Origin of the sequence: Microbacterium sp. RURRCA19A (genome assembly GCF_900156455.1) — a bacterium.
Classification (GTDB): Bacteria; Actinomycetota; Actinomycetes; order Actinomycetales; family Microbacteriaceae; genus Microbacterium.
The window spans coordinates 445,427-458,381 of record NZ_FTNQ01000002.1; the positions used below are offsets into that span (position 1 = coordinate 445,427).

Here is a 12,955-nt window from a genome sequence, read left to right on the forward strand (position 1 = left end):
GCGCCCGCTGCCGTCGCTGACCTGAGTGTTCGTGGTCGTTCCATCCGCAAACGTGTACCCGTCGCTCAACGTCGTGGTGACGGAGCGGCCGGCGGCGGGCGTTCCGCCGACGGTGACGGTGACGTATGCGCCGGTGATGGTGCTGCAGGCGGTGCCGGAGTAGCTGGCCTGGTTGAAGGCGAGAACGGCGGTGGTGGAGGCGGATGCCGCGGGGGCGACGGTGGCGACCGCGATGGCGGGGATGGTCCAGGCGGCGCCCTGCAGGATCGTGCGGCGATTCAGATCAGGGGGGGGGTAAGGGCTGAGGTGTTGTCGGGTGTCTGAGACATGGCGGTGCCTTTCGGGTGAGGTCGTTGCTGAGATGACCGGTAACGGTCGATTCTCCGAATCACCCGATGAACGCCGGGCCGTGATCGCGAGTCCGGCCCTGGTGGTGAAGCTCGCACCGGCCAGTCCGACGAACTCCCACGCGCCGCATCTACGCGGGATCTCGCTAGCAATCTCTCGCCCCCGGGCTGGCCGACGGTTATGCCTGAGCGGGCCACCATTCTCGAAGCACCCTCGAACTCACCCCCTTCGGCTGTCAACTTCGCCATGCGCGACATGTGGTCGCGCCGAGCATTGCGGTCGCGTGCGTTGTCGCGACGTGGCGTCGAGATGGGGGATGCCGGTGGGGTAGGCGCTCAGCGTTGACGTGGGCTCTCGAACCGGGGCGACTGGCGGCTTCATCAGCGATGGTTATCGCAATCGTCGCTGGCTAAGCGGTCGTGCGTGTGCCAAGAGCTGGATGCGCGATGTGCCTGGCACGGTCCATCGCTAGGGTTCGAGGATGATGCCAGGGTTCTCGCCGTACACGGACGACGGGTTTGACGTGTGGCGGAATCGGCTGGCCTCCCTGCCACCAACTGGACTGCGTGTTCGCAGGGCTAAGCAGACGGACCGGGACGCGCAGATCATGCGGTGGATACAGGCAGAGTGCGAGGAGCTGTTCATTCAGTCGGTCACGGAGAATGCCCGGCAGATCGCGAACCGCCTCGTGTTCCTGGCAGAAGTAGATGACTGCCCTGTCGGGCTGTGCGTCTCCTCGGTAGGACGGTACAACTCGGAGCACCTGTTCATTCAGCGCGTCGGCGTCGTCCCGCCGGCCCGTCGTCGAGGAGCCGGAATCGCCTTGCTATCGGCAGCCGCCAACGAAGTGCCTGGCATGAACATCGCCGGCGCCACTGCCGCAGGGGACGAGCCAGCACACGCGTTGAACCGGAAACTTGCATTGCGTCTCAGCGGCAACATCAGCAACCTCCGTCGGGGGGCATTCGCGCCTACCGACCTGGGAATTGTGCGGGGGGAACCTCACATTCCATGGGTGATCGACCGATCTCCGAGAGAAGTCGACGGCAGGTCTGCTCGCTGACACGGTGGCAGCAGCCGCGGTCCGGATGCTCGTGGTGGCTGGTGTTCCTCGACCGGCACACGCGTGAGCTGCACCGCGACTGGGCGGACGAGGCGGCGGAGGCTGTCGCGTCGTTGCGGTATGTGGCGCGGCAGTATCCGGACGATCGCGCGCTCGCCGAGCTCGTGGGGAGGTGTCGATGAACAGTCGGGAGTTCGCGCGCCTGTGGGCGAAGGACGACGTGCGGTTGTGTTCGAGCGGAACGAAGCGGCTGCACCACCCGCAGGTGGGCGACCTCGACCTGCATGACGAGGCGCTGCACCTGCCCGACAGCAACGGTCAGCGGTTGCTGGCGCATACGGCGGCGGTCTGGAGCGCGGCGGCGGATGCGTTGGCGCTGTTGGGGTGAGTGCGGGCAATCTCGCGATCGTCAACGTCGAGAACAAGAATGTCGCAGGTGTCGCTCGGCTGGAATCGAACCAAAACTCCGACCCAGGCCAAACCTTGCGGTGGAACAGCGGTTACTGCTTGCGGGCGGCTTCCGTCGCTCGGTGCAGTTCTTCGCTTCGGCCTCGTCGTGAACGTGTGCGGTGACCAGACAACCGCCCGGTACGACTTGCGGCGCGTCGGCGGAATCTTCGGGTCTGTCGCTCTCGTCTCGATATCGTGAGGTGTGAACTCCTCCGTGGGCGACGGCGATAGTGATGCGTGCTTGGTTCTTGTGGACTATGACAATGCGTTCCCTCCGAGCAGCGCACTCTCGGACGAAGAGATCGCACTCGAGGTTTCGCGTTGGCTGCGGGACTTGTCGGCGCGACACGAAACAGTGGGCAGGTTCGATATCCGCCTCTACGGCGGGTGGTATGACGCGAGCGATCTGAGTCGGCATGGAAGCGAGGTAGCGCGCGTTATGACCGCGATGCCACAGTTTCCGACCGTGCTTCGCGACGGAAGGATTCTTCGCGGAGACATCACACTGGCAGTCAGCCCACTCGCTGCTGGACACACTTCGCCACTCCTGGGCACTTATCGACAGCGCGGATCACTCCCGCGGATTCGGTTGAGTCGTCAGCCATACCCTGACGCGTGCGCCAAGATCGATGCAACCTGCCCGGCGGCTATCCTCAAGTCGTTCACGAAGCACTCCGGCAGAGCGTGCCCGGTAGAGTCCTGCACACTGGTCGCAAGCGACGCGTTCGTCGTTCATGAGCAGAAGATGGTCGATACTTTGCTGGCAACTGACATCCTCACAGTTGGGCATCTCCCAACGGCCTACTCGGCCGTCGTCGTCGTCTCGGGAGACAGCGACTTCGTACCCCCGCTCCTCGCCGCGAAACTGACCAACGATGTGCGTTTCGTGCAGCTGGTGCCACGTGCGGAGGAGGCGTCTCAGTACGCGACCGGGGTCCTCTCTGCCGCCGGTATCGAGATCGTTGAGGTGAGCGCATGAGCGAGTTCGAAGAAGTGATCGAAGACCTGTCGGCGTTCGCGGACGACGAGTCGGGGGCTGCGGTCGATCCGGATGGAAGCTTCATTCTGCAACGGAACGGCGAGGAGCTCGTTGGCGTACTCACCCGGCGGGCGGACGGCCAGCTGCTCGTGAACGTCGATGAATCGCGGATTCCTTATCTCCGATTCCTCACGCACAATCTCGCGAGACTAGACGTCCTCGCCCAACGATTGGTCGAGCGACGACTTGCAGTCCCCGGCTTCGTGAATGCGGATGTCACCCTACAAAGGGCTGCCGAGGATGTGGTCCAGGGCGACGGCCTGACGCTTCTCGATGATCGGTGCGCGACAGCATCGCCCTTCTCCTCGCGGGTGCTGTTCGTGACCGCCGATGCTGGTCATGGGAAGACGGCACTTCTGCGCCAACATCAGATCCAGCAGGCGGGTCGGTTCATTCGTGGCGAATCCCCCTATCTCTTCTGGCATTTGGATCTGCAGGGGCGCCAACTGTTGCGGTTGTCAGAGGCGCTAATGGGTGACCTTGCTGATCTGCGTCTCTCCGGTCTCTGGATGCCCGCGGTGATTCGTCTCATGCGGCGCGGAGCGCTCGTCGTAGGCGTCGACGGCTTTGACGAACTTGCTGCGGAGCAAGGTGGCGCGGATGCGCTGGGAGCCCTTGCATCCCTCGTGTCACAGTTGGGCGGTCAAGGAGTGGTCGTTGCGGCATCCAGGCGGACATTCTTTAACACCGACGACTACCTTCGGCGCGGTGGCATGATTCGTCGCGGCGTCCCAGATCCCTGCCAGTTCGATCAGATGGAACTGAATGCGTGGACGGAGAGCGACGTACTCACCTACTTCGAGCGCGCCGAGTTCGAAGGGTCCCGCGTCGTAGCTCCGCGCGAGATGTACGACGAAATCGTCAGCGTTTTGGGCGGCGACAGGACGCACCCGCTAATTACCCGGCCTTACCTCGTCACCCAGATAGCTCGCGCTTCAGTCCTCTACGAGGCGGCGCCAAAGGACTTTCTCCGAGCTCCTGACGACCCATACAGCGGCGTCGCCTCCGTTGTCTCGGCTTTTGTGAAGCGCGAGGTCGCTGAGAAATGGAAGGTCCGAGAGACGGGAGAGCCCTACCTCACCGAAGACCAGCACCTCGCCTTCCTCGCAGACGTCGCCGAGGAGATGCACCGCAGCCAGAAGGATCGCCTGCACATCGAGATCATCGAGACGATCGCGACGCTGCTGCTCGATCAATGGTCCATAGACACCGGGCTCCGGCAACAGATTATAGAGATGGTGAGGATGCACGTCCTCTTGGTTGCCCCGCCTGGAAGCAACCAGACCCAACGGACGTTCGATCACCCGGAGTTTCGCGACTACTTTATCGCCTACGCCCTCAGGGAACGCATTGCCTCTGTAATGACCGGAGCGGGCCCAAATGAGCTTGTTCGATTCCTCAGCATCTCTCAATTGAGTGACTCAACTGCGCGCTACGTATGCTCGATGCTTGAGCGGAACGCGGGTGCGGTCGAAACCTTTCTCTCCACGATGGAACAGGCTCTCGTTGACGAATGGAAGCCCACCTTCCTTCAGCAAAACCTTGGGACACTCATCCCCTTCCTCGTTGATGGCGTGAGCTTCTCATCACCGGCCAGCTTCACGGGACGTGCCATCTACTCGAGCCTTGCATTCGAGAACTCGGCCGTCAGCGACTTCACCTTGCGGGATGGCACCTTCGTCAACGCGTCGCTCCGCGGCGTTGACTGGCGAGACGTCCTCCTCGAGAGCATGGCCATGGGCGAGTTGCTGCTCGACCAGGAGTCTAAGTTCACCAACGTTGCCATCTCGCGGTGCCGAATCGAAGGCGTGCGTATTGAGGGTGCGGATGGCGAAGAGACTCGGGAGTACGCACCAGCCAGAATCAAGCGCGCGCTGGAGGAGTTCGGCTTCAGTTTCGTCGAGGAAGAACTGCCGATCAATAATTCCGACGAAGTGAGTGACTCAAGTAACATCCGCCTGCTCCGAAAACTACTCCGCATGTTCCACCGCACGACGATCGTGTCCGATGAGAATCTCCGGTCACGATTCGGTGGGGACTTCACGGCAGTGGAGGGCCAACTCATGCCACTACTCGTCGAGCACGGCGTAGTCGAGAAGCGAAAGTGGCGTGGATCGGGAAATCACCAGGCGTGGACACTGGCTGTCAGCCTCGACGACTTCATCGCGGCCGAGGGAACAGCTGGCCAGCACGGGGACACGTGGAGGGCGCTACAGTTCGCGAAGTAGCGCAGCTTGCTGGAATGCTCGGGTGCGCCCCAACTCGGGGGAGCGCAGACACACTCTCAGACCCAAAGCGCCGTGCGCGAACGCGCCCGTGTCACTGCCCGCACGGGGCTCGCCGCGCCCGTGCTAACGGATCGCTACATCCGCGCTACCCGAAGCCCCGGCTAGTTCCTGCGCGCGATCGACGGCGAGCATCTGACCGCATGTGTGCAGCAACATCAATCGACCCTGCGACGCTCGCGTAGGGGACCGCTGCACGAGTAAGTGACAGCTAAACCTGGCCTCCACGCAGCGACCCGCTCAGCGGGCACAGCCCGAATTTGGATTCTCAAGCGACTACCCTGGGCGTGGAAGCTCGCCGCATCGGTCCGGAGTTCGTCGACTCGCAACCGGACGGCACCGACGAGACCCTCGACCTCGTCGACTTCTCGATCTTTCCGCACCTGGACTATCCGGGGTGGTCGTTCAACACGAGCGAGAACGCACGGCGGTGGGCGGCCGAGATCGCCGGGCCGGCGTACGCGATCGACGACCAGACGGCCCTCGCGGTGGTCGGCACCGACGTGCGGGTGGTCTCCGAGGGGAGCTGGGAGTTCTTCGACGGCGGTCCGGGCGACTGCGGACGGGCGTAGAAGCAGCGAGGGATGTTGGCACCTGGGGACATTGAAGAGCGGTTCGATTACCTGTTCCGAGTCGCCCAGATTAAGACCTGAACCCCTTGGCCGCCGTTGTTGTCTGCATGTGTGTTCGTTCCAGCAGCAGGTTGAAGCCAAGACAGGACGGCGTGTCAGCCCCTTTCTTGCCTTGGTAGGATCGCGCCTTCGGGTCAGGTGGTGGAGTCAACTGGCAGGCCCTCGATGATGATCGCGGCCTCGTCTGCCTGCAACCTCGCGGAGTGAGCATCAGGTTTCCGCAGGTCGAGAGGAGGCGTGAATGACTTCTCATAACGAAGAAGCGGGCGGCCAGCAAAAGTCGCCTGACCGTCACCGTTCGGAGGCCACAGGACGGAGAACGGCTCCGAGTTCAAGTGCCGATAGGTCTTTACAATTTGCGGGGCGCCGCCAACATCGTCGTACTCAGGCGCGTCGATAAACAACTGAAGGACCTCTACGGGCTCCATGCCAATTTCTCCACGAGGCCGGGACTCGAGAAGCTCGCGTAGTTTCTCTCGAGCTGGTCCAGACGGACCGCCGATGAACTTGCAAACCCTGTCTGCGCCAAGCTGTCTTGTGGGAAGGCAGCGGCGCTTGACATACCGCGACTCAGAATTCTTCCAGGCAAACCGCCACAATTTGAAGCGACCTAACTGCCAGGAGAATCCGCCTAGTAAGAATTCCGTTTGCCGGAGGCTGTCCAGAAGCGAATCGCGGGATCCGGTCTTCACGAGCTTGACCATCTGATTCAAGACGTCCTCGACGAGGCTCGACAGGGTGGTGATGTCGAACAGCCGGTTCACCAAGCCCGGATGCACCTCGATAGCGCGGGCCACCTGGAGCATCGCCGGGTACGCGAGCTCGGTGACCCCTGCAAACGAGATCAGCGCGTCAGACCGCGGAAGGGTGAGTATCTTTGGGCATGCATCCCAGCGTTCCGGAGAACCTCCGCTGAGACGGCTGTCCGATGCGAAAACCATCTCGCGGACGCCGCCAGTAGATCTGATCCACGCAACTCCGAGTGTCATGGCGCCCCCATCCGTCAAGGCCCACTCTATTGGCGCGCTTCCCCCGGCCGGGCGATCGAACGCCCTGTATTGGACCGCGCCGAGCATCAGCCGCAGGTCTTCGGAGGTGCCGGGCGCGCCGGTGCGGCCCGGAGCGGCGCCGAGCGTACGGGCAGATGACGCAGGCGGTTCGCGGTCGAACGGCTGGACATACTGGGTGAACGTCTGGACCCGTCGCCCTCGTCGGTAATGGACCGACCGGAACGCGGTGACGTCCGATGTCTGGGCCTGGCCATAGGCTGTCGCGGTACACGCTTCGTTAAGGAGAGCATTCATGCCGACGGACGGTAGACCTCAGCACACTGGTCGTCTCGAACTGACCTGGACCGACAAGGATCGCCGTCTGCTTTCGTTTGAGGACGGATCGTTTCAGTGGGCCGACCGCGGCGACTACCGGGTCAGCGAAGTCCGTCTCCTTCATGACGTCACCGCGGTCGGCGAAGTCGGAACTTCGAGGGCCCGCGACAACCTACTCATCAGAGGCGACGCCCTTCATGCCCTGACTTCGGTGGCGAAGATCCCGGAGTTTTCGGACGAGTACCTCGGAAAAGTGCGTCTCGCTTACATCGATCCCCCGTTCAACACCGGCCAGGCTTTCACGCAGTACGACGACAACCTAGAACACTCCATCTGGCTAACGATGATGCGTGATCGGTTGGAGCAGATCCGCGATCTGCTGGCCCCGGAAGGATCCGTATGGGTGCACCTAGATGATGTCGAAGTGCATCGGGCGCGGCTGGTCCTTGACGAGGTTTTCGGCCCTGCGTCCTTTGTCACGTCATTTGTGTGGCGAAAAGTGGACAGTCCTAACGACAACAAAGTCTCTGTTACACCCGACCACGAGACAATCCTGTGCTACACCAAGGCGCCCGGAGGAGGCGCAGCGTTCGCGCGCAAGCTGGACGAATCGATCCTGAACGCATATGGAAGCGCTGCGCCGGATGGCCGACGGTACCGCGATCGTCTTCTGAAAAAGAATGGAAAGAACAGTCTTCGTGCGGACCGTCCCACGATGTGGTACCCAATTTCTGGCCCGGACGGCGTCGAGATATGGCCCATTCACGACGACGGGCGCGAAGCCAACTGGTCGCTGGGCCGTCGACGGGTCGCTGAGCTCGAGCGTTCAGGCGAACTCATCTGGAAACAACGTCACGCTGGCACAACCGGTAGCAAATGGGTGCCTTACACGCGCGAGTGGGCTCCGATCAACCCCGTACGGCCCTGGCCCACCATTTGGACGGACTTGCCCACTACACGCCAGGCCAAGGCTCACCTCACGGCGCTCTTTCCCGGAGTGACTCCGTTCGCGACTCCAAAGCCGGAACAGCTTCTCGCGCGGATCATCGAGATGGCTTCGAGTCCGGGCGAGATTGTCCTTGATTGTTTCGTGGGATCGGGAACTACAGCGGCGGTGGCGCACAAGCTTGGTCGTCGGTGGCTGGCTGCCGAATGGTCGCGTGCGACGGTCGAGGCCTTCGTCCTCCCTCGACTTTGTCGTGTCGTTGAAGGTACTGACCCCGGCGGCGTTGGCGTCACAGAAGAGTCCGTTCCGGTGAGTGAGCTCCCGGGTCAAGCGACGATATCGGACGCAGCCGCGGCGGCGCGTCTCCTTTCAGCTTGGGCGGACGACGCACCCGAGGAACTCGGGATGTCTTCCGCTCAACTTGCAATCCTCGCGAAGGCCGCGAAACGCCTATCCCGAACATCGACCAGGACAACCTCACATTGGAAGGGCGGCGGAGGCTTCCGCGTGCTCGACGTTGGGCCATCGATGTTTGAGGAGGAGGACGGACAGATCTTCCTTGCCAGTTGGGCCGCAGGTGATCGCCTCGCTGAGGCTGTCGCCGCGCAGTACAACTTCGACTTTGCTTTGGACACTCCGTTCTGTGGCCGCCGAGGCGATGAGAGGCTCGCAGTGATTGACGGTCTGGTCAACGACGCCGTCGTCGATTTTCTTCTGGACTGGCTCCCGCAAGGCCAGCTTCTCGTCGTTTACGGAACGGGAATCGACCCCTACGCCCAGGAGCGTCTCGCCGAGATGCGCCGTGGCTCGTCGCTGGAGAAGATACCGGAGGCCATCATTTCCAACTATCGACAAGTCGGTCGGCGGTCGGCGGGTTTGAATTGGGCATCCGACTTTCTCGAGTCCAGTCAGGCAATAGCATGATCGGCATTTTTGACATTGACGATGCCCTGATCGAGCAGATCAGTAGGCGGATGGGTCTGCGTGAGCCAAACAAGCAAGCATTGGAGACGGTCGCAGCGTACGTCTCAGATCACTACGACGTGCGGGACGAACCCTCGCCATTCGAAGGAGTGGTCGTCTCGGCAACCGGTGTAGGGAAAACATACGTCATGGGCGCGGTTATCGACTATCTCGCGCAACATCGCGGCTGGACGGATTTTGTCGTAGTAGTGCCGGGGGCCACGATCCGGCAGAAGACGGTCGAGAACTTCACCCCCGGCGCAGCGAAATCGCTCACCAAGATGCTTGGCGTACGTACCGTTTTGATCACGGCCGACAACTACAACACACCCGCGATGGTGCAGGCTATCAACGACCCGAGTACGGTCAAGGTTTACGTGCTGACGGTTCAGGTGCTACTTCAGCCGAACGAGGGCATTGGTCGCCGCACGCATCAATACACCGAAGGGCTCGGCGGTCGATTGTATGGACTCTTGGCGGGTCGCCAGGACTTGGTCGTACTCGCGGATGAACATCACCTCTACTACGGTCCTCGGTTCTCGGAAGCAGTTAGAGGTTTGAATCCAAAGGTGCTGCTGGGTCTTACCGCGACGCCCCACCGCGCGACCAGAGAAGAAGACGTCATCTATCGCTACCCACTCGCAGCGGCGATCGGTGCGAAGCTCGTGAAGACCCCCGTCATCGTCGGTCGGAAAGACGACCGAAAGGACCTGCTCACCAAGCTGGTCGACGCCACGACCCTCCTCGAAGCAAAGGAGCGGGCCGTCGGAGCCTACCGCGCACGAGTACGCGACGCCGCGATCGTTAACCCGGTGATGCTCGTGTTGGCAAGAGACACCGGCGAAGCCGACAAGATCACGGGGCTGCTGCGCGACTCGTCTTTCAGGGGCGGGCTGTACTCTAACGCCGTCATTCAAGTCGACTCGTCGGTCACGGAGAAAAATGAGCCTGCAATGTGGGAACGACTTTCTCGGGTGGAGGAACCTAACTCGCCGATCCGCGTGATCGTTTCTGTTCGGATGTTGAAGGAGGGCTGGGATGTCAAGAACGTGTATGTGCTTCTATCCACGCAGCCTTCATTGTCTGATGTCCTGACTGAGCAGGTGCTGGGGCGCGGACTTCGACTAGCATTCGGAAAGTACACGGGGGTCCAAATGCTTGACACCCTCGAAGTGATTGCTCACGATCGGTTCCGTCAGTTGCTGGATCGTGCGGGAATCCTCAATGAGGAGCTAGTTTCCTACCGCACGCGGGCCACTATCCGCACTGACGAGCAAGGCCAGGACTACCTCTTTCGCGACGAAGAAGAGGTGAGTCAAAGCGTTCTCGAATCGGCTTCAACGCATATCGAAGGCTATGCGGATGATTCTGCCGCAATTCAAATTGGCGACGTCGATACTCGTATTGCTACGGGCGCCAGCACAACGGCGGCTTTCGAGCGACCTCCGGTCGAACTCCGTCATGACGCGCCGGCCGTAGAGCTTCCAATCTTGCGCGCCACAAAAGTCGGTGCGAGCTTCTCTCTACGAGATATCACTGACGAGTCGCCCTTCCGTGAGATGGGCCGCCGACTTAGAGTTAACCCGGACTCTGAGCTGCGCCGTATGATCGTGTCCGCGAAGAAGGTTCGTGGTATCGATGGGGTCGAGCGAATCCAACTCGTTCGAGCCACCGCTCAGGACCGCGTGGTCACTCAGACCGCGATTCACATGACCTCGTCTGAACTCCGCGGACAGTTGCTGCAGGCGATGCTCGCGGCGCCCGCGGTGAGCGCACGCAGAGAGCACCGTGACGCGGAACGACTTGCAGCCGAACCATTACTGGACGCCTTCTTCGATGGACTGAACGGCGGCGCAGAGGAGCTGTTGTCGGCGTATCTCGAGCGCGCTGCCGCGAGGCTTATCCGTCTTGTTAACGACGAACAACATCGACTGTCGACCGTTGCGGAAACTGAGCAGGTGGCGGTTGGTCGTCCGTTCAGGCCGCAGAGACAGAATACGCGCGCGCAGCAGAGCGACGACCCGCGAGGGGTGTTCGGTCGAGACACCGCGTACCGCGGCTTCCACAAATCGTTGATGACCGCGGACTGGTTCGATTCATCCCCAGAACGAGACGTAGCGCTATTACTGGAGGACGATGTCGCGGTCGACTGGTGGGTCCGACTGCAGACCGGAGATCTACCGATCAGTTGGCGTACAGGGGGAGGTTACAATCCTGACTTCCTGGTGAGCGTCGCACGTGACCAACGCTGGATCGTCGAAGTCAAAGCTGACAACCAGATGAAGTCCGCCGAGGTCAGTGGCAAACGGGTGGCCGCCAAACGGTGGGCCAACTACGTGAACACTTCGCCAGAATTCGCACATGGGCCACGCTGGTCATATCTACTGGTCTCGGAGTCTGATATCGAAGATGCGAAAGGATCTTGGGCTGCTTTGAAGGGCCTAGGCGGAGCTTAGCCGCCGACTCCCGCTCAACTCAAGGATCGCGAAAGGAATGGTAAGAGAAGCGCAGCCCGCATCGTTTTGCTGGCTATCGAGGTGCCCGCCGCCTCAAGCAACAGAAAAAAGTCGGGGTCCACGACAACCTCCTCGACGAGTCGAACAGCAGAGCCAAGCTCGTAACTCAAGAGCAACTCACGAGGCGCTCTCCATCGATGAGATCGACCTGCGTGGTCTGTCGCGTGGTGCTTCGGCCTTGGCGGCCGCGGTGAACGTGCCCGTTGTGATCAGCAGCCCCTTCTCGCCCCGTCCTTGAAGCGCGCCTCGAAAGTCTCTCACCTCTCCGGCGCCCACGCTGCCTTTGTATCTTTTGCATTAGAATTAAACCCGAAAGGAGAGGAGCCCCAGGCGGTAGTCGCCCATACCATCAATGCCCTGGTCGCCGGCGCGCCCCGTCATAGTTACGGAATCGAAGTCGGCCTCTCTCAAGAGCCGCTTCGCCAGTCTTTCAAACTGAGATGCGCTGAAAGAGTCGGCTGTCAAGGTGGCGATGATCCGCTCTTCCCACGTCGCGGAAGATACGGGCTGTAAGGATTCGTCGGGCTCGTCGCTGTCAAGCTCCTCGACCAACGCTGTTTGCGGCTCCGATGCGTCCTCACGCGCGGCACGTTCGGCGGCGGCTTTCCGCAAATTCTCTGCCTTCATTCGCATTAGTTCAGTCGTCTGCCGCGCCTCGGTCAGCATCGGGTCCTTTAAGAACTGATCGCCGGCTTCCGTGATTGCCCAAACTCCTCGCTGCGAGTTCGTGAGCAGCCCAAAGCACTTCAGATATGTCCGCGCCCATGCAACTCGGTACCCAATCTCCGTCTCCGGACCGCCGTTGTGCAGCATGTCTTGCTGCGCCTCAGTGAATTGCTCAATTGCAATAACAGAAGGTGACTTGGGCGACGCGAGTGATGCCGTCAGTCCGTACCGGAAGGACGCAATCGACGATCGGAGATCGTCGGGGGCCTGGTGACGCGCCGATCACACTCGGGCGAGCTACCGCGCACACGGTGAGGTGACGCGCTCTCGCACGGCACGGCGTCGGCGTCAACGCCCGGATGCGTGGAGATGTGAGCCAGCATTCGGACGTGACGGCGGGCAATCGCGGTGATAAGTGGGGGTGACTGATCACGTCGAGACCCAACCGGTCGTCGCTCAGGCGCCGCTCCCTTGCCTGGGGCGGCGCGAGCCTCACCCACTACTTTGCCTCGGAGCGGAGCGAGGGCCGGAAGGTCGGAGAATCTATGCTCACTCTGTGGAACTCTTCGATGCGGTCCAGCAACCGCGCTGCGAGTGTTGCGGCACCGTGATGCACGATGTTCGCGATGGATACGCGTGCCGAGGATGCGGCGGCTCCGTGTGCGACTCGCGCCATCATCAACGCGTGCCCTCAATCTTCCTCGGGCCGACTATGCCGGGGT

The 12,955-nt window shown here is 61.6% G+C and carries 7 protein-coding genes and 3 pseudogenes; 8 read left to right on the forward strand and 2 right to left on the reverse strand.

What is annotated here, in order from left to right; genetic code table 11:
* Positions 1-31: 31 nt before the first annotated feature.
* From BW982_RS18595 to BW982_RS10055, 6 genes and pseudogenes are all read left to right on the forward strand, one after another.
* Complete coding sequence (locus tag BW982_RS18595) at positions 32-163, forward strand: hypothetical protein (RefSeq protein ID WP_303046683.1); 132 nt, start codon at positions 32-34, stop codon at positions 161-163.
* Positions 164-955: 792 nt separating this feature from the next.
* Positions 956-1,411 carry a GNAT family N-acetyltransferase gene (locus BW982_RS18660; RefSeq protein ID WP_368483029.1) on the forward strand — a complete coding sequence of 152 codons (456 nt, stop codon included), beginning with the start codon at positions 956-958 and terminating at the stop codon, positions 1,409-1,411.
* Positions 1,360-1,799, forward strand: a pseudogene (locus BW982_RS10040) (hypothetical protein). The gene BW982_RS18660 and the pseudogene BW982_RS10040 overlap by 52 nt, the downstream one beginning before the upstream one ends.
* Positions 1,800-2,063: 264 nt before the next feature.
* Positions 2,064-2,840, forward strand: a complete 777-nt coding sequence (locus BW982_RS17490) for an NYN domain-containing protein (protein ID WP_083696627.1) — start codon at positions 2,064-2,066, stop codon at positions 2,838-2,840.
* A complete protein-coding gene (locus tag BW982_RS10050) occupies positions 2,837-5,128 on the forward strand; it encodes an NACHT domain-containing protein (RefSeq protein WP_076492849.1) in 2,292 nt (763 codons plus the stop codon). The genes BW982_RS17490 and BW982_RS10050 overlap by 4 nt, the downstream gene beginning before the upstream one ends.
* A 356-nt stretch (positions 5,129-5,484) precedes the next feature.
* Positions 5,485-5,757 (forward strand): annotated as a pseudogene (locus BW982_RS10055) (peptidase E); the annotation flags it as partial.
* 194 nt (positions 5,758-5,951) lie between these two features.
* Here the strand turns inward: BW982_RS10055 and BW982_RS17775 are convergent.
* The gene (locus BW982_RS17775) at positions 5,952-7,121 is read right to left on the reverse strand and encodes a hypothetical protein (protein ID WP_139327400.1); all 1,170 of its coding nucleotides are present in this window, start codon (positions 7,119-7,121) and stop codon (positions 5,952-5,954) included.
* Between BW982_RS17775 and BW982_RS10065 the strand changes: the two genes are divergently transcribed.
* Positions 7,120-9,012: a site-specific DNA-methyltransferase gene (locus tag BW982_RS10065; RefSeq protein WP_076492853.1), complete on the forward strand. Its 1,893-nt coding sequence runs from the start codon at positions 7,120-7,122 to the stop codon at positions 9,010-9,012. The two genes, BW982_RS17775 and BW982_RS10065, sit on opposite strands and share 2 nt — an antisense overlap.
* Entirely contained in the window at positions 9,009-11,507 is a 2,499-nt protein-coding gene (locus BW982_RS10070; RefSeq protein WP_076492855.1) for a DEAD/DEAH box helicase family protein, read from the forward strand. Before BW982_RS10065 ends, BW982_RS10070 begins: the two co-directional genes overlap by 4 nt.
* Before the next feature lie 177 nt (positions 11,508-11,684).
* On the opposite strand, the pseudogene BW982_RS10080 reads toward BW982_RS10070, so the two are convergent.
* Positions 11,685-12,476 (reverse strand): annotated as a pseudogene (locus tag BW982_RS10080) (restriction endonuclease).
* Between the last annotated feature and the right edge of the window lie 479 nt (positions 12,477-12,955).

Excerpts from the sequence above, each read along its gene's own strand:
- BW982_RS18660 (WP_368483029.1), top strand. The coding sequence starts at position 956 with ATGCGGTGGATACAGGCAGAGTGCGAGGAGCTGTTCATTCAGTCGGTC.
- BW982_RS10050 (WP_076492849.1), top strand. The coding sequence starts at position 2,837 with ATGAGCGAGTTCGAAGAAGTGATCGAAGACCTGTCGGCGTTCGCGGAC.
- BW982_RS10065 (WP_076492853.1), top strand. The coding sequence starts at position 7,120 with ATGCCGACGGACGGTAGACCTCAGCACACTGGTCGTCTCGAACTGACC.
- BW982_RS17775 (WP_139327400.1), bottom strand. The coding sequence starts at position 7,121 with ATGAATGCTCTCCTTAACGAAGCGTGTACCGCGACAGCCTATGGCCAG.
- BW982_RS10070 (WP_076492855.1), top strand. The coding sequence starts at position 9,009 with ATGATCGGCATTTTTGACATTGACGATGCCCTGATCGAGCAGATCAGT.